This window comes from Paenibacillus pedocola (assembly GCF_031599675.1).
GTDB lineage: Bacteria > Bacillota > Bacilli > Paenibacillales > Paenibacillaceae > Paenibacillus_AQ > Paenibacillus_AQ pedocola.
In genome coordinates this window covers 93966-116379 of sequence record NZ_CP134223.1, presented here as the reverse complement: position 1 = coordinate 116379, position 22414 = coordinate 93966, and the positions used below count along the sequence as shown (strand labels likewise).

The window sequence follows — 22414 nt, the reverse complement described above, 5'->3', positions numbered from 1 at the left end:
CAGCGCCCGCTGCGCCGCTACAGGCCCTGCCCCGTGCCCGCCGCGCCGCCGGCACAAAAAAGCTCCGCCTCCCTGTCATGGGGGGGGCGGAGCTTCTGTTTGAGTAAGTTACATCCGGTCAGGTGCGGTAACACCGACCAGACGCAGTACGTTAGCAATAGTTGTACGCGCTGCACCCAGCAGGGCGAGACGGGCAACGGTCTGAGCGGCATCCTCGGTGATGACGCGCTCCGCTTTGTAGTAGCTGTGGAACAGCGCAGCGAGATCGTATACATAGCGGATCAGGCGATGCGGTGCATAGCTCTCAGCCGCAACGGTGATCTCGGCAGGCAATTCGCCGATTTTGCGCAGCAGGTCGTATTCATGAACAGCTGTCAGCTTGGTAAAGTCAATCTCGGCTACAGCGGGAAGCGTAATCCCCTGTTCCTCCGCCTGGCGGAAGATGCTGCAGATCCGGGCATGCGCATATTGAACGTAGAACACCGGATTCTCATTGGACGTGGAAATCGCCAGATCCATGTCGAAATCAAGATGGGAATCCATGCTGCGCATCGTGAAGAAGTAGCGGATGGCATCCAGGCCGACTTCTTCCATCAGGTCTTCCATCGTCACGGCTTTGCCGGTACGCTTGGACATTTTGACCTTCTCGCCGTTCTGGAACAGGCTGACCATCTGAGCAATCAGCACGACCAGCTTCTCGGAATCATTGCCAAGCGCAGACATGGCCGCTTTCATCCGGGGGATGTAGCCATGGTGGTCGGCACCCCAGATATTGATCATTTTATCGTAGCCCCGGCTGTACTTATCACTGTGATAGGCAATATCCGGTGTAAGGTAGGTATAGGTTCCGTCATTCTTGATCAGTACGCGGTCCTTGTCGTCGCCGTATTTGGTCGTCTGCAGCCAGGTTGCCCCGTCCAGCTCGTACACTTCTCCGCGGTCGCGCAGCTCATCCAGTGAGCGCAGCACCTGGCCGTTCTCATACAGCGAGGTCTCGCTAAACCAGATGTCGAAGTTTACGCGGAAGCGTCCAAGATCGCGTTTGATTTTGTCCAGTTCCTTCGTAAGACCGTAAGTGCGGAAGAAGGCGGCGCGGTCTCCCGGCGTCATCTCCAGCAGCGCATCGCCTTTCTCGGCTACAAGCTCCTTGGCAAATCCCTTAATATCCTCGCCATGGTACCCGTCCTCCGGCATTTCCGCCGGCTGGCCCAGCTCCTGCAGATAACGGGTCTCAATCGATTTGCACAGATTGTTCACCTGATTACCGGCATCATTAATGTAATACTCCCGGGTCACCTGATAGCCGGCAAAATCCAGCACATTACACAGGGCGTCACCGACCGCTGCGCCGCGGGCATGTCCAAGGTGCAGGCTGCCGGTAGGATTAGCGCTGACAAATTCCACTTCAACCTTCTGCCCCTTACCGGCTTCGATACGGCCGTAATTGTCGCCCTGCTCGGCAACCAGCGCAATCACCGGATAAAGATAGCTCTTAGAGAGGGTAAAGTTGATAAAGCCGGGTCCGGCGATTTCCGCTTTTTCAATCATTGCTGCGGCCGTGTCCAGATGTTCAATAATCGCCTCGGCGATTTGACGCGGATTGCGCTTGGCAATTTTGGTCAGCTGCATGGCGGCATTTGTGGCAAGATCGCCATGGGCCTTGTCTTTCGGCACTTCCAGCACAATGGCCGGAAGCTCTTCTTGCGTTACCAGGCCGGCGGATAGAATAGCACCTGCGATGGCCTCTTTCACCCGTTCATTGGCAAGCTGAAGCGGATTTTGACTTTGTGTCATGATTGTGGTTCCTCCTGTATATACAAACTGATAGCGAACTGTCCCGATAGCTCCCCGTAAACGTACAAGTCGTATTCCCACGAGACCTTCAGCGAGCGTCCCTCGCGCGTAATATCCAGCTTCCGCGTATCGGTGGAGAGATTAAACTGTGTGTACGGCGAGCGGTAGAATCCCGGCAGGCGGCGCCCAAGGACAAAAGACTGCTCGGACTCAATGCTGCCGTGCCGGATCAGCTTCAGCTCACTGCCTGAAATCTTTATAGTCGTGCGGACGGAAACCGATTCTCCCCGCGGGCCCTGCTCTGCTTCTTCATAGCGGATATAAAGCTGCGCCCCTCTGGCAATAACTTCTCCGGCTGCTTTCATCACATTCCTCTGTCCGTCCTGCAGGCTCTCCAGCGTAACGGAAGCACCGTATTTGTCGGACTGTATTTCAGACATCACATGTTCCTCGCTTACTCTTTCTATTCATAAATCAAAGGCATATTCGCTTACCCATTGTACACTATATCCAGTTCCGGAGAGCAATTCAATGGAGAATTCACCTATTGTATCTTTTAAGTTCATTCTATATAGCAGATAATTACAGCGGCAACAGCCGCAATGTATCTCTCTGGCGCAGCTGATCGACCATGGAGTGCCAGGCTTCCGGCTTATCTTCCAGCACCGCATAATAACGGGTCAGAAAGTCAGCAACCAAAGAGGCCTCTACCGCCTCCAGCCCCTCCTGCCCCGGCATAAAGCATAGATCCAGTCCGGTTACCGCCTTCCCGTCGCCTTTCCAGGAAGGGTGTACATAAGGAAAATTAAGCCGTTCATAACCGAGATGAGACAGCACCTCACGCCGGACAAACGGGTCCATCGGCTTGACTCCGCCGAAAGCGAAATCCGGTACCCGGTAAGGGTCGTATATTTCTGCAAACATGCCGAACAGCTCTTTACCCCCGTTATCCGCAGCAAGGCTTCTGAGGTCTTTTAGACGGCTCTGGGCCAAAAAACGCCCGATTCCCAAGCCTTCGCGGCCAATGATGGTGAAGTCGGTCATCGCCACATTCCAGTCCGGATAATAGCGGTATTCCGTGGTGCCGACAACCTCCCCCTGATGAACAGCTGCAAATACACGGATACCCGGATCTTCCAGCGGCTCCTGCCACAGGCTGAATTCCAGCACTTCCTCCGGCGGGAATACTTCACTCAGCAGATTATGTACTTGTCTGAACAAAGGATCGGAAATGTCAGTAATTCTTATATACTCCATCTTCATGTCTCCTCCAGTACTGTCTTCTATTGAAAAGGGTTGCGCCACTCCATCAGTGCAGCATAATTGCAGGATTCCTCGTCTTCCAGATATCCCTCCACTACACCGAGCGGAGTCCGCCCGCAGCGCAGCAAAAAGGTGATTACCGGGTCAGTCAGCCTGCCGGCAGTAACCTCTGCAAGATACGTCTCCGCAGAGATCCGGGACGCTTCTGTATGGTAGCCCGGCATCCGTCCTGCACCAAGCAGCCGTTCCAGTCCCTGCTCTACCACCACATGATACAGCGACTGCACCAGCTCTTTACCGAGCCCAAGCTTACGGTATTTGGGACGCACACAAAGATCGGCGATATACAGCGTGTCTCCGTCAGGCTGGTGCGTAGTAATGTACCCGTCCGCTGTAACCTCGGACCAGGTATGATGAACTTGCGGTGTTTCCGGATCAAAATGAATCTTCAGGCCCGTAACCGAGCCGGCCAGTTCTCCGTTCACTTCAACACATAACGCGCCCTCCTGAAAAAACTCCACATGATTCCGGAGCTGCTCCCGGTTCCACCATAACTCGGCAGGATAGGGGGGTGGAAAGGCCTCGGACTGAATGGTGATCAGGTCATCAAAATCCGCTGCCGTATAATTACGTATAACCGCCGGGACCGGCACTTTGCCGTCAAAGGCATAAAAGGTCTTATAGTACATCTCTTCCCCTGCCCCCTTTACGTCCAGTCCGTATAAAGATCTGTTCTCCGGTCGCGCCAGGTAGTCACGGACCCGCGTTCCCGGACACGGTAGAGCAGCTCCAGATCCAGATCGGCTGTAATGATCATATCATCATTAATTTCGCCTTCGGCCAGCAGCCCTTTTGGCGGGAAGGGAATATCATTCGGTGTAATTACCGCAGCCTGGCCGAAGTTGGCGCGCATCAGATCCACGGTAGGGAGTGATCCCACAGTTCCTGTCAGCACAACGTAAATCTGGTTCTCAATGGCACGGGCATGGCTGGTATAGCGGACCCGGTGAAATCCGTGGCGGTCATCTGTGCAGGACGGGCAAAAGATTACATCAGCGCCCTTGGCTCTGGCCATGCGGACAATTTCCGGGAACTCGATGTCGTAGCAGGTCAGCATGGCGATAGTCCCTTTATCCGTCTGGAAAACCTCAAGCTCTTCTCCTGCACCCATATTCCAGCCCTCTACCTCAGCGGGTGTAATATGAAGCTTGGCCTGCTCGGCAATTCTTCCGTCAGGATAAAAGAGATGTGCTACATTATAGAGCTTATCATTCCGGCGCAGCACATGGGTTCCCCCAATTATATGGACGTTGTACTTCCGGGCATACCCCGAGAACATGTCCCGGTATTGTTCAGTAAACTGCGGGAGGTCTTCAATGCCTGAGGCCTTTCCCCGGCTGTCTCCGATAGACATCAGTTGGGTCGTAAGAAACTCCGGAAACAGAATGAAGTCCGTGCCGTATTCTTCGGCTGTCTTTATATAGTGCTCGCACTGGGCGGCAAATTCCTCAAACGAGGAGATCGTATGTAAATGATATTGAACGGCGGATACGCGGAAAGCCATTCTCCAGTCCTCCTAAGGTTCGTCTGCAGGTTCTGCGTTTACACACGACAGTCCTGATAAAGTAACTAAAATTTTACCATACTGAAGGCCAAAATCACACTCAGCCGGGATTATAGTGACAAAGTGCAGGGTGCTGTCATTTTACAGAAAAAAGCGGCCCCTAAAGGAGCCGCCTTCCTTAGCCCATGCCGATTTAGTTTAGTTAATATCCTACTGTTCTGTTCCCTTAAAAGTAAACTTAACCTTCCAGGTCGCGCCGCCGTCTTTGGTGGCGTACAGGGAAGAGCTGTTCTGGCCCCGTACAGCCATCCAGCCGTCCTTGCTGTCCGGGAAGGAAATAATCCCGTCAAAACCGGCAATAGGCGGAAGATTAGCCCACTGTCTGCCCCCCGTAAAGGTGCGGCCGACGGCAACCTTTTCGCCTGCGGGAGAGTAACCGACCAGAAAGGCTGTGCTGTTGCCGACCAGCTGCATATTGCCAGGCTTGCCTGAAGCAGGACCTTTCTTAAGCAATGCTGTGCCGCTGCCCGGTGCCGGTCCGCCGCCTGCAGTATCCTCAGCAATCACACGGTTCCACTTTCCCCCTTGATTGCTGCTGGCGTACAGCGAATAAGAGGTCTGGGACATCCCTGTTCCGCCATACAGAAACGCGTACACCTGATCACCTTTGGCATATACTCTTCCATACTCCGGGTAGGCAAAGGCTGATTTCAGGGAAAGCTTCCATGATGCCCCGCCATCCGTGGTTTTCATGATCCGGTAGCCTTCTCCAGGCGCTACCACCACCGCCCAGCCGTTACTCCGGCTGCTGAACTCTGCGCCGCGTGTATTCGCCGGGGTCTTGATCTGGCTCCAGCTGAGTCCTCCGTCTTCTGTGTAATACGTAAAGGCACGCACGTAACCAAAGCCGTGCTTACTATCCGTGAATGCAATTCTTTCAAACCCCACTGCCGTTTCCGAGATTCTCTTCCAGGTTGAACCTCCGTCAGCCGTAGCGATGAGATAGGCATCCGTACCCTCCTTAACGGAAGCTAGAGCCCAGCCATGCACATTATCCGGGAAAGAGATTTGCCGGAAATTCCATTGGCCTTCATAGATTTTTTGGAAATGGCAGCCGCCATCTGATGTACCGATCATAAAGCCGCTGCCTGCAGCCCGTCCTGTATCTCCGCTGAGAAATTGGATATCCGTGAAGCTGAGCGGCGTTTCCTCTGCAGCGGAATGCTTGGCCTGCAGCTGCTGCAGCAAACCATGATCCCCGCTGCCGCAGGCCGGTGCCGCTGCTGCCTGGGCCGGCGCCGCTGTTCCCCAGACTGAGGCAGCCAGAAGCCCGCATGAGAGAAGAGTTAGCACTCTTAAGCGTATATTCAGGGTCCAATTCATGATAACACCTCCTGTGGTATATATACCCTTTAGAACTGACACTACTCTGTTATACTCCCCGCCCGCTCCTCTATCTACCCGGAGAAGATCACAAAAAGAAAACAATTTGGTTACCGTTTTGCCAGGTCCGCTTGATAGGCTTCCTTTTTGCATAAAGTATCGCTGCCTTGAATATCTGAGCCCCACCTTCCCCATAATGAAAACTAACTAGCCAAATCTTTGCCAAGATACCCATGGCCGTTTCGTAATTTTGAAGGACAAGGAGCCTGAAGCCATGCCGCGTGATACCGCTAAACCCAAAGTCAAGAGACACCGCCTCCGCCGGCTGGTCCGGCTGCTGGCCGCCACGGCCGTGCTGTTCCTGCTGGCTGCCGGAGCACTACTAGGCTATCTATACAACAAACCGCTTCCGCCGATCGGCGATGATATCCGCTCCAAGCTGCTCGATTCCCGGGGCAATGTACTGACCACCTTTACTACGGACGGACGCAGCCGGGACCCTGTTACACTGAGCCAGATAGCCCCGCAGCTTATCCAGGCTACCCTGGCCGTGGAGGACCGCAAATTTTATGATCATTCCGGTTTTGACCTGAAAGGAATGGCACGGGCTGTGCTTGCCAATGTGGAGGCGGGAAAACGCACGCAGGGAGCCAGCACCCTGACCCAGCAGCTCGCTCGCAATCTTTATCTTACCCACGAAAAGACGTGGACCCGCAAATCCAAGGAAGCCCTTTACACGATGCAGCTTGAGATGAAGTACAGCAAAAACGAAATTCTGAACATGTATTTAAATGAAATCTATTACGGTCATGGCGCATATGGAATTGAAGCAGCGGCCCGGATGTATTTTGGCAAAGCAGCTGCAGATCTTAATCTGGCAGAGAGTGCAATGCTTGCCGGAATTCCTAAAGGGCCCACCTATTATTCACCGTATACCCATCTGGAGAATGCCAAGAAACGGCAAGGCATCATCTTGTCAGCCATGGTAGAGGTAGGTGACATCACAGCGGTACAAGCCCGGGCGGCGGCACAGGAGACCTTAAGCTTCAAACCACAGGGCCAGAAGAATACTACCGTTCTCGCCCCTTATTTCCGTGATTATGTGCGCGGGCTTGTCCTGGACACACTCCATATCAGCAGTGATGAACTGGAGCTTGGCGGACTGAATGTCTTTACCACCCTTGATCCCGATATGCAGCAGGCTGCTGAGGAGGCCGTTGATAAAGAAATGGATGCCGCCAGTGAACTGGAGACAGCGCTGGTATCCATCGATCCGCGCACCGGCTATATCAAGGCAATGGTGGGCGGGAAAAATTATCGTACCAACCAGTTCAATCATGCTCTGGCGACGACCCGCCAGCCGGGGTCATCCTTTAAACCAATCATGTATCTAACGGCCCTCTCTTCAAAGACGATGACCGGCCTGTCGGTATTCAACAGCCAGCCGACGCTGTTCCATTACGACAACAACCGCAAAACCTACCAGCCCAAAAACTTCGGCGACAAATACCTCGGGGAGATCAATATGCGCCAGGCTATCGCCGCTTCCGACAATATCTATGCGGTAAATACGATTATGAAAATAGGCGCAGATAAAGTCGCAGAAATGGCGGCCAAGATGGGAATCGGCAGCCCGCTGCAAAGCGTGCCTTCCCTCGCGCTCGGCACCTCTCCTGTCAGTCCGCTGGAGATGGCCTCTGCCTTTGCTGTGATCGGCGGCGGAGGCATCAGGCAGCCGGCGACCGCCATTCTGAAAATTACCGATTCCAAAGGTAATCTGATCTACGAGGCTCCTCAGGATCAGGGAGAAAAGGTTGTGGAGCCGGCAGCAGCCTATGTCCTGACCCGGCTGATGGAAGGCGTCTTTGAGAGCGGCGGCACGGGCAACCGCGTAGCAGCAATTATCAAGCGTCCTGTGGCCGGCAAGACAGGAACGACTGATACCGACGGCTGGATGGTCGGATTTACGCCGGAGCTGTCCACCGCGGTCTGGGTAGGATATGACAAGGGCCGCGATATCGCTACGTCCGATGGGCGGCGGGCCGCCCCGATCTTTGCCGAATTCACAGAAAAAGCACTGGCCAACGTGCCTCCGAAAATTTTCCCCATTCCCGACGGGGTGGTCAGCGTCTACATCAATCCGCAATCCGGCAAGCTCGCCACAGCCGCTTGTCCAGAGAAAGAGCTGGAGACCTTCATCAGCGGCACAGAGCCCACGGAGTACTGTGACCAGCACGGCACCGGCGGGGAAACTGCTCCGGCAGAAGGCTCCCCAGGTACAGCTGACCCGGGCAAGGAAGAGCATTCTCTGTGGAATGATATCAAACGGTGGTGGATGAACTAGCCCTGTTGCAGCCCCAATGATTCTGGGTATACGATGGGAACATCACCGGCATGGCGTAATGCCTTAGCGCCCGCTTTGCCAGGAAAGGGGCTTTCCAACTATGGACTGCAATGAACACGAGGACGGATCGAGCCGGGAAACCGTCCGCCCTCGGCGTCTGCTGTCACCCGATTTATACAGGCTACCGGCACTGCAGGCTGCACCTCTTCTCCTGGGCCAGCATTTGGTCCGGCGCACAGAGGACGGGGAGATCCGCTGCCGTATCGTAGAGACAGAAAGCTACGGAGGGATAGAAGACAAGGGCAGCCATGCCTTTGGCGGCCGCCGAACCGCACGGACGGAGGTGATGTTCAGCTCCGGCGGAACAATCTACATCTACCTTATATACGGCATGTACCATTGCCTCAATGTGGTTACTTCCGGCGAAGGCGACCCGCACGCCGTGCTGATCCGGGCGGTAGAGCCGCTAACACCCGGTGATGCTGCGCAGATGTCGGCCTACCGCGGCATTGCTTACAGGAACCCTTCCGGGCTCTCAGGAGGCCCGGGCAAGCTATGCCGTGCTCTCCGGATCGACAAAAGCCTTAACGGCCGCCGGCTGGATGTACAAGGCAGCCCCCTCTGGCTGGAACAGGGGAACCCGGCGGAGAGCCTGGATATTGTCCAGGCCCCGCGCATTAATATTCCTTACGCAGAAGAATACGCACAGCTTCCCTGGCGCTTCTATCTCAGGAATAACCCTTACGTTTCAGTAAAGGATAAGCTGGAGCAGCCCTTCAACCTGAGGTAAACAAGATCAGGATGTATTCTATGGTTTCTGCATCGATTTATTGGGTAAAAAGAAGAGAACCCTAATCGGCCTCCCGCCTTGGCATTCCAAAACGGGAGGCCTTTCCTGTATTTCTCCAAGGTTATAAATGAATGCGCTTTCCCCGTTCTCTAAACTTACAATAACTGCTATAATCGTATATATCCGCAAAAAAATATATTGATGTAAATGAGGGACATGAGATGAAGGATACAGGCATGATCCGGAGTTTAGACAGTCTTGGCAGAATTGTGGTTCCCGTAGAAATCCGTATGACACGAAATATCGACATTGGGGACCCTATCGAATTTTTTATCCTGAATGAGGAGATCATCGTTCTCCGAAAGTACACATCAACGGAATGCACTTTTTGCCGGAGCCTCGACCACGTGACCTACTACAAGGATCAGTTTATTTGCAACAATTGCCTCAAGGAGCTGGGAGATCCGGTGCGCCTCTCTGCGGAAGCCGAACCGCTTGAAGGCCCTGCTGAAGATGAAACTATCCGTAACGGCCGGAGAACGAAAACCGAAGAAATGAGCCAGCGTCTGGAGAAGGCTATGGCGGAGCACCCGTACGCCAACCAGAAGGAGCTCGCCGGGGTGCTTGGCATCAGCCAGGCCAGAGTAAGCCAGCTCAAGCGTAAGATCAGTGCACCGGGCAAATAGCATTCTGTTACAACATCCTTGATCCCTCATCCAATATAACAAAGGCTTGGACCTTCTGATCACGAAGGTCCAAGCCTTTTCATGTTAACCTTGCAGGGTATTACCTGCTGCTATTCAGCCAGTGCAGACTTCAGCTCATCGGAGGTGGCTGCCCACCATTCCTCATTGTGGGAGATCAGCAGTGATTTCAGCGCTGCCTTTTCCGCTGCACCCAGTCCATCCAGAATAATCTTCCGCTTCAGGGCGGCGTCCAGCTTATTCACATGATCGGCAAGGATCTTCCAGCCGCGGCGCGCCTCAGAGTCAATCCACATCTCGCAGGCGGTAATGCCTCCGTAGAGCTGACCCTCCGGCGTACGGTCCACTGCTACCCACACCACCCAAACCTGTCTTCCAGCCGGAACATCCTCACGGTTCGTAGAGAATTTAATTCCCTTCTCCACTTTGCTCTTGGCATGCATGGCACCGATATCGATAACTGCTTCACCGCCGTCAATGATGACTGGCGATACGTTGTTCAGATCAATGGATCCGGCGCCGAAGCCTTTATGCTTGCTCTTCGCGTTCACAATATTCAAAGCAATCTGCTTCTTCCCCTCCGGTTGTACGTTATCCACAAGTGCACATCCTTCCCTTTCACTAATAATTTAATTTTAGCTAATAATGCGGCGAATGCAAACATATACATCCCGTAGATGCTTGTCACGGGAGGAATCACAGTTATGAAGCCACTGTCATTAAGGTACATAATCATCTCTGCGACCCTGGCCGCCCTCGCCCTGCTGGGAGGCGCCATATGGGTTCTTTCAGGGCACAGCCCCGCCGTTCTGTCCGCTGCTGCGCCAAAAGCGGCCAAGTCCCCTGCTGCCGTGCCTCAGTCCAAAGCTGCGCAGCCAAAACTTCCCGAGAGTAAGCCGATTCCGGTTTCTGAGGCATTAAGCCAGCGTGTTGCCGAGTACCATATCGATGTACGGCTGATCCCGGATACAGGCCTACTTGAGGCCTCCGAGACGGTAACCTGGATCCATCCTGGTCAAAAGCCCGTACAAGAGCTCTACTTTCATCTCTATCCAAACGCCTTTGCTTCTGAAAAAACTACGTTTATGAAGGAATCCGGAGGCGAGCTGCGCGGGGACACGATGCCGGCGGACGGATTCGGCAGCATGACCATTACCGACCTGCGGACCACCGAAGGAGTCTCACTTATGCAGCGTCTGCAGTATGTGCAGCCCGATGACGGAAATGTAAACGACAAGACGCTTGTAAAGGTCCATCTTCCGCAGCCGGTGAACGGCGGAGAAAGTGTAACCCTCAAAATCCGGTTTGAGGTCAAGCTTCCGAAAATATTCGCCCGCATGGGAACTGCAGGAAACTTCGTAATGGCAGGACAGTGGTTTCCCAAGCTCAGCGTCTACGAGCCTAAAGGAACTAGGGGAGTAAAGGCGGAAGGCTGGGATTTACACCAGTACCATGGCACTTCCGAATTTTACAGCGACTTCGGTATTTACAACGTTACCATTTCAGTCCCCGCAAACTACACGGTTGGGGCAACCGGCTTTCCGGTAAAGGGCGCCCAGATCAAGCAGGACCGGAAGATCTATCAATTTTATGCAGATGATGTTCACGACTTCGCCTGGGCCGCTTCCCCCGATTTCGTAGTTGCTGAGGAAGCCTTCTCTGCCCCGAATGTGCCGGGTGTACGAATCAAGCTATATCTGGACCCGTTGCATAAGGATCTGCAGGAGCGTTATTTCCAGGCGGCCAAGGCGGCTCTAACCGCTTTCAGCAAATGGTATGGACCTTACCCTTATTCCACCTTATCGATTATCGTACCCCCAAAAGAGGGAAATGGCGCAGGCGGAATGGAGTATCCGACGCTGGTTACCGCCTTCGGCGCTGCCGAAAGCTCCCCCGGCACCTCGCTGGAGCGCACCGTCATCCATGAGATTGGCCATCAGTACTTTTACGGCATGGTGGCGAATAACGAATTTGAAGAGGCCTGGCTGGATGAAAGCTTCACCTCCTATGCGGAAGACCGTCTGATGGAGCAGGAATACGGTGTCTCCTCCAACATTGCCCTGCAGGCCAGTCTCGTTTCCACCTCGCAGCCGCTTAATCTGGAAACCTGGAAATACACTACCGCTGACGGTTATACCCGCAATGTGTACATCCGCGGCAAGCTGGTGCTTAAGGATATCGAACGGCAGACCGGAACCAAAACCATGGACGCTATTATGCTGGCGTATGCCCGCAAGTACAGGTTTCATCACCCTTCTACAGAGGATTTCCAAAAGATCGTAGAAAAGGTAACCCAAAAATCATGGCAGGCTTATTTCGACCAATATATATACAGCGGCGGGTCGCCCGATTTCTCAGTAGACAATATAAAGACCAGCATCGCCAAGAGTAGCGCAGAGGGAGAGAACGGCCGCTATAAATTTATGGTAAAGGTGAGCAACAAAGGCAGCCAGTATGCTGATGTACCCATAAAATTCACCTTTTCGGACGGATACACGGTACGGAAAATTTGGAATGGCGGGCAGAAGGCGGCCAATTTTCAGCTAACCTACAAAGCGCCTCTTATGTCCGTAGAGATTGATCCTGACCACTCCATTCTGCTGGAGAGCAAGCACCTTAATAATTTCATGCTGGCGGAGCTTGCGCCGAAGACACTCTCCCGCTGGACGCTAGTATCAACCAAACTGCTTGAAACTCTGCTCGGAACTCTTGTCTGGTGAGGTGAAGGATTGTGAAAAGAGCGATATCCCGCGGCTGGATCAGCATGAAGGAGCAATTTTATATTCTGATTCTGCTATTTATCTACCGGCTGCTCTGGGGCTATTTTTTGTACAGGTTCATCAGGTCAGCTATCATCCCGGTGCTTCTGCGTTATCCTGACATCCACGCCGGAGGCAGCGGTATCGGGAGGCTGCTGTACTACATCGAGGGGCAGTTCGCGCTCAGCGGCGATCCCGGTGTCCAGCGCTGGCTCTGGATGCTATTGGCATTATCCGCGCTGCGGCTGCTGCTCTCCCCGTTCATCCGTGCCGGGCTGCTGCATGAGCTGCATCAGGAGCGTAAAGGAGAACGAGGACTGTTCTTTTTCCCCGGTATGAAGCTTTACGGGCTGCCGGTTCTGGTGTTCAGCCTGGCCGAATGGTTTCTCTCAGCGCTCCCGCTCTATTGGCTGTTGCCCAAAATGTACACGCTGCTGTTAAGCGGTATTTTTGACTACAAGCTGCTGCTGAGGCTGGTTCCATACCTGCTTGCCTGGCTGATCTATCTGTACTGCATCCGCATAGTGCTGTTGTACATGCAGTTCGGTTACACCGCCGGAACCGGCATGTTCTCCGCCGTGCTGGCTTGTCTGAAAGTGCTGCTCCCCTCTACCGGCGCTTCCCTCCTGCTTGGTTCCGGCGGACTGGTTACCCTTTTGCTGGGTTTTGGAACTTCACTGCTGTGCCCCGGTATGTCAGCCCTGCTGTTCCGGCAATTCTCGCCGCTCCCCTCTACGCTGTTCAAAATGTGGGGAATTGCCGCACAATATCACCTCTGGAGCAGTAAAACATTTCCACAATAATTCAGCTGTTTAAACGGCATATTAAAAGAGTCACTATCCCTGACACAGGGATGTGACTCTTTTGCCCGTTATTGGAGATTCCAGTGAAGGTTTCGGGGGATTTGCAAAACTATAAAACCTTTGATACAATGATGCCTGTACCACTGGTAACAACTTTGTAATCTTTTGAAACTATTTTGACAAAATGTATGTACCTTAATCACTTCAACATTGTCGATACGCAGTCACTGTTCTGGTGCATAAATCGCCAAATTCCCAGCACCGGGAAGTGGGGGAACCATATTTTGGGTGAATTGATCTCGCTTTAGAGGGGTCATAGGGGAACCTTCTACCGAATCCTTAAGCTAACCTCGCAGGCCTTGGAAGGAGTACATCTTTTGAAAAGTCACAATATTTTCCGCACCAATCTTAAGAAGAAATGCACCGCAGCAGCGCTAGGTCTTGTGATGGTATTCACACTGGGGGCAGGAAGCGCATTTGCCGACTCCAAAATGGATACCGTGATTACAAAAACGCTGGGAACGTCGTATAAAACCGGGGGCACAAGCACTGCCGGCTTCGATTGTTCTGGATTTACCAAATACGTATTTAAGAGCGTCGGCCTTACCTTGCCGCGCACTTCTAAAGCGCAATTCAGCGTAGGAACCGCCGTCTCCAAGAGTAATCTCCGTCCCGGCGACCTTGTATTCTTCAATACCTTGGGCAGTGGGGTATCCCATGTCGGCATTTATGTCGGAAACGGGAAGTTTGCACAATCATCCAGTTCCCGCGGCGTTACTATCACTTCAATGAGCAATTCTTACTGGGCCAACCGCTACGTTGGCGCCAAACGTGTAATGAGCACAACAGCTTACCAGGCTGTCGCTTACGATTGATTCTTCTCCTCAATTTCGCCTCTAACAACTAAATGTAACTTATACAGGCCCGGAAGCTGATTATTGCCGTAATCATTTCCGGGTCTTTCCTTTTTATTTCCTTATTCTACCTTTTACACAGATTCAGGGCCCATGAAACACCTTTTTACTAAAAATTCCAACCTGTTCAGAGAAATAGCTTACGCCGGGCGTAAATATGCGCCTTTTTTAGCAGATATGACTCTTAAAAAGTGCAAATAATATGCATTAATATGTTTTAAGTGATTGCCAACTGGCTCTGTCTTTGTTACAATTATCGCAGTGAACTTATAGTAACATTTTTGTAATTATTCAAATGGGTTTTACAAAAGTTTTGTCATATTGATTGATCAGCTAATCCTAATCAACAGTCGTGCCGAGTTCCCTTATTCATAAGGGGAACGGGGGAACCAATTTTTGGGTGAATTGACCTCCTATTCACAGAGGGGTCATAGGGGACCTTCAACCGAACCCTTAAGCTAACCTCGTAGGCATTTGGAAGGGGTATTTACTTTTGAAGAAGAAGTTAGCAGCCGCATTATTAAGTTTTTCTATCATCCTTACCATTGGAGCAGGAAGCGCTTTCGCCGATTCCAAAATGGATAAAGTCATCGACAAAGCCATCGGAACTAAATACGTATCCGGCGGTGTATCGACAAACGGCTTTGATTGCTCCGGATTTACCATGTACGTATTTGACAAGATCGGCATTAACCTGCCGCATCAATCCGGCTCCCAATACCAGATGGGCACTGCCATCTCCCGTGACAATCTGCGGGAAGGCGATCTTGTATTCTTTAATACAAGCGGCCGTGGCGTATCCCATGTAGGCATTTATGTCGGTGATGGCAAATTCGCACACGCTTCATCCTCTCGCGGCGTAACCATCAGCTCGCTGAGTGACAGCTACTACGTCAACCGCTACGTTGGCGCCAAACGCATCATGAGCACGGATGCTTATCAGACTGTAGCAACAGATTCACAAGATAATGATGATGTGCAATAAAAGGTTATGAGAGAGGCGCTTTTCCAGGATTTTTGCCGAAATCTTGGGGAAGGCCTTTTTTTTTGTCTATAAAAATACTTACCCCTCCCCTCATCTGTAAAACACCTATTCCCCTCAATTTTCGCCATTTCATAAAATATTTTTTTGGGTTTGTCAAGTTTCTCCTGTTTTTGAAAAATAGCTGAGTTGACTGGGGCCTGTTTTGTATATAATTAAGTATATGGATAGAGTATTGTCCTCTTGAAAGGAGGCCTGTGCCATTATGATCAGTTCCCCTGTTACCTTTCATGTTGTTCCTATGGAACCCAGCCATGCCGAGAATATCTGTGAGTGGATTTATAAGCCGCCCTATAATATCTACGGATGGATGCCCTGGGAGCAAATGCAGGCGCTCGGTATTGAATTCGGAGATCCGGTTTTGCGCAGTCAACAGTATGTATCCGTAGTGAACGAGCAAGGAGATCTTTGCGGCTTCGCACAGCTGTTCCCGATGGAGGGTGTGGTCAGGCTCGGCATCGGCATGCGGCCGGACTTGTGCGGTCGCGGAATGGGCCATTTGTTCATGGGAGCCATTGTGCAGGCTGCCCTGAAGCGTTACCCGGAACGGGAAATCGATCTGGAGGTGTTGACCTGGAACCAACGGGCTATTCGAACATACCAGAAATGCGGCTTCACCATCACCGACACGTATGAACGCCGCACTCCAAGTGGCGATAGGCCTTTTTATTGCATGGTCTATGATAAATAACACTAAATACAGGTAACTTTTAAATTATGCAACGAAAATCGTTCCTTTTTTTGACACAAACTCTATGACAACGCTTTACCATTCGGTATAATGAAGAAAGCAGCTTACATGGAGGGGACGGATGGAGATGCAGAAATGGATCATGAGCGGTTTGTTTTTCGCCGCCTGCGCCTTTGCGGTAGTGCTCTTGTTCACACTGCCAGGCAAAGCAGAGGTCGCAGAAGAAAGTAAGCCGACGATGCCGCAAGTCACACTGGATGCCGCAAGTGCAGAAGCAATCGTTACAGCCAATTGTATTTCTTGCCATGGCGATCAGCTTCAGGGTAATGTAGGACCGAGTCTGCAGCATGAGGGCAGCGAACACGATGCTGAAGGCATCTACAGTATCGTCTCCAAGGGACGCGGGCAAATGCCTTCCTTTAAGGATAAGCTGGCTCCTGAGGAAATCGCAAACGTCGCCCTATGGCTTGCAGAGAAGAAGTAACTGGCCCACTATACAAAATGCCCGTGTGAGGATAAACGGATTATCCTGAACACGGGCATTTTTATATGCAATATATTGAACAGTGTCCTAGCGGTTTTTCTCAAAGGCTTCATTAAATTCATGGGCCTGGCGGAAATCAAGCGCTCCGAGGCCGCTCTCTTCTTTTGCCGATAAGCGCAGGATCACAGTCTTGTAGTCAATGGTAATATGCGGATGATGATCGAAGGCCTCAGATATGGCGGCTACTTCATCCACAAAGGCAATGCCCTTCATATATTCGTTGAACATATATTTGCGCACCACACCCCCCTGGTCCAGCTTCCACCCCTCCAGCTTACTTATCTGCTCACGCAGTTCTTCCTCTGTAAATTGCAATTTGCTTCCTCCCTTACTAAATTAGCAGTAAAGTCCGTACAACCCAGTTCTTTACCTACTCTATAAAGCCTTAAACAAAACATCCCTTAGCTTCTAAAAGACCAAGGGATGCGCCAGGATGAAGGCTTTTTTTCGGTTTAATGTATTCTCAATTCCCGGCAAATAGCACTCGTCAGCCTCAATTTTACCACGTGCCGCAGCCGCCGGGCAAACTTGCCGCCTGCCGCTGCATCCGCTCTAGACAAGAACCACCGATGCCAAATCTTCCTCACCAAGCAAAATGTTGATCCGGTGCGTCTCCTTATCATAGATCACAACACCGCTGCCCACCTGAATCATAGGCTCATTGCCAAGCGCATAAAACAGATCCTCTGCCAGCGCTTCCCATACTTCCATCTTCGATTCCTGCGGCAGCTCCTGCCATTCGTCCGGCTCCATTTCAAAGAATAGATACCCGTCCGAAATACGCCCAACGGCTTCCGTCAGTTCATTTAAGATCTCGCTGTAATCTCTTCCGTGCTTAACACCCACGTCTATCACTCCGTTTTCTCCACAGATGAATAATAACTTACCTTACCCATTATAGCCGAAAAAATGACTTCACAAAAAAGGGAATGCTGACGATAAATAAGAATATACGTGATTTTATTACACACAGGGTGTCCCGCCGCTGTTCAAGGATGATATATGCGGTTATAACGGATCACTTCTTAATTCTCATGGACGAGGTGCATAAATGGAAATTTCAACAATACTTGGTTTGGTCTTTGGTCTGATTGCAGTCCTTTATGGGATGGTGCTCAAGCATGCTCCGCTTACCAGCTTGAACACTCCCGCAGCTTATCTCATCATTTTTCTCGGTACAACAGCCTCCATTTTCATGGCCTTTCCGATGTCGGAAATCAAAAGTATTCCCAAATTGTTCAAGCTGCTCTTTATTCAGCAGAAAATGGTGCAAAAGTCTGATCTGATCACTTTGTTTATGGAATGGGCATCCATTACCCGGCGTGAAGGATTGCTGGCGCTTGAATCCAAAGTAGACGAAATCGAGGACGATTTTCTGAGAAACGGGATGCGCATGATTATCGACGGCAACGATCAGGAATTTGTCCGTGATGTTTTGATGGAAGATATCCATGCTACAGAAGATAGACATAAAGCCGGAGCGCTGATTTTCTCCCAGGCGGGTATGTATGCTCCAACACTTGGTGTACTCGGGGCCGTTATCGGCTTGATTGCCGCACTTGCGGATATGAGTGATATGGAAATTCTGGCCCACGCGATCGCCGGCGCATTTATAGCTACTCTGCTCGGTATATTCACCGGTTATGTATTGTGGCACCCGATGTCTAACAAGCTCAAACGAATCTCCAAAAAAGAAATACAAATCAGACTGATGATGGTGGAGGGGCTGCTGTCCATCCAATCAGGGGTTTCAACCATCGCTATTAACCAGAAACTGTCTGTCTTCCTGACTCCTTCGGAGCGTGCCAAGCTAAGCAGTAAGGAGGGCGGCTCGAGTGAGCAAAAAGACTAGACATGAAGAACACGAAGAGCATGCCGACGAATCCTGGCTATTGCCCTATTCTGACTTAATGACACTGCTGGTCGCCCTGTTCCTCGTTATGTACGCCATGAGTGCTACAGACGCCAAGAAATTTGAAGAAATGAGCCAGGCCTTCAGCAACGCGCTGAACGGCGGAACAGGCATTCTCGACCAACGGTCAGCGACTCCTACTAAGTCCCAGCTCGATCAGGGCAAGAATGATAAGATGGACAGTGTCGTTGCCGAAAATACGGGAGAATCCGATCTTGCCAAGCTGCGTAAACAGGAACAAGAGGATCTCGAGAAGCTGAAGAAGCAGTTCGATCAGTATATTGATAAAAACGGGCTTAGCGATCTGCTCAGCACCAAGCTGAATCAGTCGCAGCTGATGATTACGATCAGCGACAACGCCCTGTTCGCGTCCGGACAGGCAGAGGTAAAAGATGAGTCGCGCCAGCTGGCTAAGTCGATATCAAGCATGCTGCAGCAATTTCCCGATTACGATGTGCTGGTGCAGGGACATACGGATAACATTCCGATTTCCAACAGCAGCTACTCGTCCAACTGGGACCTCAGCGTAGACCGTGCACTTCATTTCATGAAAATTCTGCTGCTGAACCCGAACCTGAATCCCGTCAAGTTCAGTCCGATCGGATACGGGGAATATCATCCGATTGCCCCCAATACTACTGCGGCCGGACGGGCCAAGAACCGCCGTGTAGAAGTCTCCATCCTTCGTAAATACCAGGAGGCAGCGAATACTACAACCGTTGTTCCTTCCGGCAAATAAGTGCCAGTGTGCAAATAAAGAGCTGTTCTCCGGGTCTCCCCGCCGAACAGCTCTTTACTTTTGGCTATTGCCCCGTTTTTTGGCCGCTACTGTAGTTCATAATTCAGCATGGCTCCCAGCTCCTGCTTCTCCTGTGCCGATAACTCGCGCCATTGACCGGTTTGTAAGGTTCCCAGGCGAATGTTCATAACACGGATACGCTGGAGGCGTCTAACCTCATAACCAAAAGCACTGCACATACGGCGGATCTGCCGGTTCTTTCCTTCGGTCAGAATGATGCGAAATACCCGCTCACTTATCCGTGTCACTTCACAGGGAAGCGTCTTGCCGCCAAGGATCTTGACTCCACTCGACATCCCTGTGATAAAGGACGGTGTAACTGGTCTGTCTACCGTTACAACATATTCCTTCTCGTGTTTACCTTCAGCACGCAATATTTTATTGACGATATCGCCGTCATTAGTAAGCAGGATTAGGCCTTCTGAATCTTTATCGAGCCGGCCTATCGGGAAAATACGTTCATGATGGCCCACAAAATCAACGATATTGCCCTGAATATGGGCTTCTGTGGTGGAGGTGATGCCCACCGGTTTATTTAGAGCGATATAAACGACCTTGCTGCCCGTTTCAAGCTCTTTTCCATCGATCAGCACCTTATCACCCGTAGAGGCCTGGCTGCCAAGCACAGCACGCTCTCCGTTGATGGTCACCCTTCCGCTCTCAACCAGCTTGTCTGCTTCACGGCGTGAACAGTATCCTGTCTCACTGATGAATTTATTAATTCTCACTTCTGTCTTCACTCCGTTCTTTAATCAATCCTTGACTGGGGTCCCGGCTCACGTGCTGCAGGCAGTATAATTGTAATTTCAGCCCCGCTGCCGTATTCACTGCGAATTTCCATACTGCCTTTATGGGCCTGGATAATCCGCTGGCTGACCATCAGCCCAAGACCTGTTCCTGTTTCCTTATTCGTAAAGAAAGGCTCACCCAGCTTCGGCAGCATATCCTCAGGGATTCCCTCGCCTTCGTCCGAGAGTACAATGATAACAGAATTCTCCTTCGTCTGCTGCTTAACGGTGATGGTGCCGCCTTCAGGCATAGCTTCAATTGCATTTTTAACGATATTTATAAATACCTGCTTCAACTGGTTCTCCTCACAATGTACCATTGCAGGCTGCTCAGAGAACTGCGACTCAAATTCAATGCCGAAGAGATGGGCTTGGCTGCCCAGCAGGGAAATGACATCATTCAGAATGTGCCGCACATCCTTCTCCTGGAAGTGGACAGCCTGCGGCTTGGCCAGAATCAGAAATTCACTCACAATCATATTGATCCGTTCCAGTTCTGAGAGCATCAGATCAATATGGAGCGGTATGAGAAGACCCTTCTCTTTCTGGAGCTGCAGGAATCCGCGGAGTGTCGTAAGCGGATTACGGATTTCATGGGCTACCCCAGCCGCAAGCTGGCCAACAGTAGTCAGTTTTTCAGATCGTCTCAGCAGTTCTTCAATCCGGTTACGTTCGGTCATATCCCTGGAGACATGTACAAACGATTGCGGGCGGCCATCTTCATCACGGATGATCGAGGTACTGACGCTGACCTCCACAATCGATCCGTCACGCTTGAGTCTGAACGTCTCTATCGGCGGCAGAACAGCTCCATTCTTCAGCTCCTGCAGCCTCGCTTCTTCCTGCTTCTGCGCCGTAGCCGGCACCAGATAAGGCATCTTAATTTGTGCATCAGCCGCATTCCAGCCGTACAGCTCTTCAAAAGCCCTGTTGGTGCTGGTGATCCGGCCCTCCATGTCTACGGTGTGGATCGCATCCGAGGTGCCGTTGATGACGGACTCCAGATGCTCTTTAACCGCCCTGTTCTCTTCGAGCGTCTTGCCCAGCTGATTCGTGTGCTGAAGCAGGTGTGAGGTCATGGCATTGATCCGGCTGGCCAGCTGCCCCAGCTCGTCACGGCTGTCCACATTCAGCGGGGACTCAAACTTGCCAACAGCAACATCACTGACCTTTCGCAGAATATCCTGAATAGGACGGGTAACAACACCAGCCAGTGCATAGCTGCATACGAAAAAGATGACTAACAGCAGCACCGATGTCGTAATATTATTAACCAGCTCCTTCTTGATTACCGAAGAGATTACCGAATAATCCATTACCACACATATCACATAGTCATCGATGCCCGGTTGGCTAATCGGGATAAAGCTTTTGAGCACTCTTTTGCCCAGCGCTTCTGTTTCCAGTGTAACTGGGGCATCCTTGCTCAGCGCCGCCATGATCGCCACCCTGTCTTCTTCAACGTTACCATAAATATAGGTTCCATACTGAATCGGTCGGTTTTGCAGCTTATAATTGACACTGTCGGAGCCATCAGGCTGCATGCTCTCCGAACCAAAGCTTTTGGGGTTAATTCCTGTGATCTCTAATAGTCCCGAGTTGACTTCCTTAGATCGCTGGATCAGTTCCTCGGGCTCCATAATTCTCACATAGTCACTTACTGCCGTACTGCGGATATAAGGATCGATAATATAGTTTCTCGACGGATCGCGGTAATATCCCCATTTCTCGATGTACTTGGGAGTGGAGGTAGAGAATTCAAAGGGCCCTGACCAGAAATTCTCAAGGGTCTGGCCTTGCCTAACCGATACTCTTTGACCTGCAAACAGCTCAAGTAAAGCTACATACCAATAATCCATGCCCCTGGTAGACAGCCCAAGCTCGGCAGGATCGGAGGATTTAGCCACTACAATGTCATCATCAGTTTTGACAAGAAGTGAAATATTAGACACACCAAGCTTTTTTGCCAGCTTCTTCAGCTGGTTGTTATTCACATTCTTAATATCCGGATCAAGCTCCTCAGCGGCAAGTATGGCAGCCAGCCGAAGATTCTGGGCCATTTGTTGCTGTACATAATTGGAGCTGTAGTTGCTTTGCTCGAAGGAGACCGCAATCTGCATAGCCGTCATCCTCATATTATTTTCGCTTTCACTGCGCAGGTTATTGCGGGCTGTATAAAGGTTCAGCGTTAAATTGAGTGCCAGGATTAACAATACCGAACCAAAAATAATAGCTGATAATTTAGTTTTTATGGACAAGCTGCTTTTTCACCTCTTATCCGCTGGTAAAAAAATCAAGCGGAGTGTTCATGAATATCATA

General features: G+C 51.2%; 22 protein-coding genes and 2 riboswitches. Of the genes, 11 read left to right on the top strand and 11 right to left on the bottom strand.

Annotated elements, in window-relative coordinates:
• Positions 1-108: 108 nt before the first annotated feature.
• The 6 genes from argS to QU597_RS00530 form a co-directional block, all read right to left on the bottom strand.
• Entirely contained in the window at positions 109-1794 is a 1686-nt protein-coding gene (gene argS / locus QU597_RS00555; RefSeq protein ID WP_310830918.1) for an arginine--tRNA ligase, read from the bottom strand.
• Entirely contained in the window at positions 1791-2234 is a 444-nt protein-coding gene (locus tag QU597_RS00550; RefSeq protein ID WP_310830917.1) for a YwiB family protein, read from the bottom strand. The genes argS and QU597_RS00550 overlap by 4 nt, the downstream gene beginning before the upstream one ends.
• Before the next feature lie 142 nt (positions 2235-2376).
• Complete coding sequence (locus QU597_RS00545; protein WP_310830916.1) at positions 2377-3051, bottom strand: GNAT family N-acetyltransferase; 675 nt, start codon at positions 3049-3051, stop codon at positions 2377-2379.
• A 26-nt stretch (positions 3052-3077) separates the two neighbouring features.
• Complete coding sequence (locus QU597_RS00540; protein WP_310830915.1) at positions 3078-3746, bottom strand: GNAT family N-acetyltransferase; 669 nt, start codon at positions 3744-3746, stop codon at positions 3078-3080.
• Positions 3747-3763: 17 nt separating this feature from the next.
• A complete protein-coding gene (locus QU597_RS00535) occupies positions 3764-4621 on the bottom strand; it encodes a carbon-nitrogen hydrolase family protein (RefSeq protein WP_310830914.1) in 858 nt (285 codons plus the stop codon).
• Positions 4622-4831: 210 nt separating this feature from the next.
• Positions 4832-6004, bottom strand: coding sequence for a beta propeller repeat protein (locus QU597_RS00530; RefSeq protein ID WP_310830913.1), 1173 nt, complete (start codon positions 6002-6004; stop codon positions 4832-4834).
• 274 nt (positions 6005-6278) lie between these two features.
• On the opposite strand from QU597_RS00530, the gene QU597_RS00525 reads away from it, so the two are divergent.
• The 3 genes from QU597_RS00525 (at position 6279) to QU597_RS00515 (ending at position 9824) form a co-directional block, all read left to right on the top strand.
• The gene (locus QU597_RS00525) at positions 6279-8348 is read left to right on the top strand and encodes a transglycosylase domain-containing protein (RefSeq protein ID WP_310830912.1); all 2070 of its coding nucleotides are present in this window, start codon (positions 6279-6281) and stop codon (positions 8346-8348) included.
• Between the two features lie 100 nt (positions 8349-8448).
• Positions 8449-9138 (top strand): DNA-3-methyladenine glycosylase, encoded by a 690-nt coding sequence (locus QU597_RS00520; RefSeq protein ID WP_310830911.1) that lies wholly within the window; start codon positions 8449-8451, stop codon positions 9136-9138.
• A 221-nt stretch (positions 9139-9359) separates the two neighbouring features.
• Complete coding sequence (locus QU597_RS00515) at positions 9360-9824, top strand: AbrB/MazE/SpoVT family DNA-binding domain-containing protein (RefSeq protein WP_310830910.1); 465 nt, start codon at positions 9360-9362, stop codon at positions 9822-9824.
• A 110-nt stretch (positions 9825-9934) separates the two neighbouring features.
• Here the strand turns inward: QU597_RS00515 and QU597_RS00510 are convergent, their stop codons facing one another.
• Entirely contained in the window at positions 9935-10441 is a 507-nt protein-coding gene (locus tag QU597_RS00510; protein ID WP_310830909.1) for a YwhD family protein, read from the bottom strand.
• A gap of 105 nt (positions 10442-10546) precedes the next feature.
• Here QU597_RS00510 and QU597_RS00505 point away from each other — a divergent pair, with 105 nt between their 5' ends.
• The 6 genes from QU597_RS00505 (at position 10547) to QU597_RS00480 (ending at position 16535) form a co-directional block, all read left to right on the top strand.
• A complete protein-coding gene (locus tag QU597_RS00505; protein WP_310830908.1) occupies positions 10547-12562 on the top strand; it encodes a M1 family metallopeptidase in 2016 nt (671 codons plus the stop codon).
• 11 nt (positions 12563-12573) lie between these two features.
• Entirely contained in the window at positions 12574-13404 is an 831-nt protein-coding gene (locus tag QU597_RS00500) for a hypothetical protein (RefSeq protein WP_310830907.1), read from the top strand.
• 235 nt (positions 13405-13639) lie between these two features.
• Positions 13640-13778: riboswitch (cyclic di-AMP (ydaO/yuaA leader) on the top strand.
• A gap of 72 nt (positions 13779-13850) precedes the next feature.
• Positions 13851-14279 carry a C40 family peptidase gene (locus QU597_RS00495; protein WP_310833192.1) on the top strand — a complete coding sequence of 143 codons (429 nt, stop codon included), beginning with the start codon at positions 13851-13853 and terminating at the stop codon, positions 14277-14279.
• 382 nt (positions 14280-14661) lie between these two features.
• Positions 14662-14806, top strand: a riboswitch (cyclic di-AMP (ydaO/yuaA leader).
• A gap of 5 nt (positions 14807-14811) precedes the next feature.
• Positions 14812-15303, top strand: a complete 492-nt coding sequence (locus tag QU597_RS00490) for a C40 family peptidase (RefSeq protein ID WP_370656225.1) — start codon at positions 14812-14814, stop codon at positions 15301-15303.
• Between the two features lie 262 nt (positions 15304-15565).
• Positions 15566-16051 carry a GNAT family N-acetyltransferase gene (locus QU597_RS00485; RefSeq protein ID WP_310830906.1) on the top strand — a complete coding sequence of 162 codons (486 nt, stop codon included), beginning with the start codon at positions 15566-15568 and terminating at the stop codon, positions 16049-16051.
• Positions 16052-16178: 127 nt separating this feature from the next.
• Positions 16179-16535, top strand: a complete 357-nt coding sequence (locus QU597_RS00480) for a c-type cytochrome (protein ID WP_206104920.1) — start codon at positions 16179-16181, stop codon at positions 16533-16535.
• Between the two features lie 87 nt (positions 16536-16622).
• Here QU597_RS00480 and QU597_RS00475 read toward each other — a convergent pair whose 3' ends face one another.
• A complete protein-coding gene (locus QU597_RS00475) occupies positions 16623-16910 on the bottom strand; it encodes a 4a-hydroxytetrahydrobiopterin dehydratase (protein WP_310830905.1) in 288 nt (95 codons plus the stop codon).
• 237 nt (positions 16911-17147) lie between these two features.
• Positions 17148-17441, bottom strand: a complete 294-nt coding sequence (locus QU597_RS00470) for a hypothetical protein (RefSeq protein ID WP_206104919.1) — start codon at positions 17439-17441, stop codon at positions 17148-17150.
• Between the two features lie 205 nt (positions 17442-17646).
• Here QU597_RS00470 and motA point away from each other — a divergent pair, with 205 nt between their 5' ends.
• Together motA and motB are read left to right on the top strand one after the other, a co-directional pair.
• Positions 17647-18447: a flagellar motor stator protein MotA gene (gene motA / locus QU597_RS00465; RefSeq protein ID WP_310830904.1), complete on the top strand. Its 801-nt coding sequence runs from the start codon at positions 17647-17649 to the stop codon at positions 18445-18447.
• A complete protein-coding gene (motB, locus tag QU597_RS00460) occupies positions 18431-19246 on the top strand; it encodes a flagellar motor protein MotB (protein ID WP_310830903.1) in 816 nt (271 codons plus the stop codon). Before motA ends, motB begins: the two co-directional genes overlap by 17 nt.
• 86 nt (positions 19247-19332) lie before the next feature.
• Here the strand turns inward: motB and rluF are convergent, their stop codons facing one another.
• Together rluF and QU597_RS00450 are read right to left on the bottom strand one after the other, a co-directional pair.
• Entirely contained in the window at positions 19333-20034 is a 702-nt protein-coding gene (rluF, locus tag QU597_RS00455) for a 23S rRNA pseudouridine(2604) synthase RluF (protein ID WP_310830902.1), read from the bottom strand.
• A gap of 20 nt (positions 20035-20054) precedes the next feature.
• Positions 20055-22352 carry an ATP-binding protein gene (locus tag QU597_RS00450; protein ID WP_310830901.1) on the bottom strand — a complete coding sequence of 766 codons (2298 nt, stop codon included), beginning with the start codon at positions 22350-22352 and terminating at the stop codon, positions 20055-20057.
• Between the last annotated feature and the right edge of the window lie 62 nt (positions 22353-22414).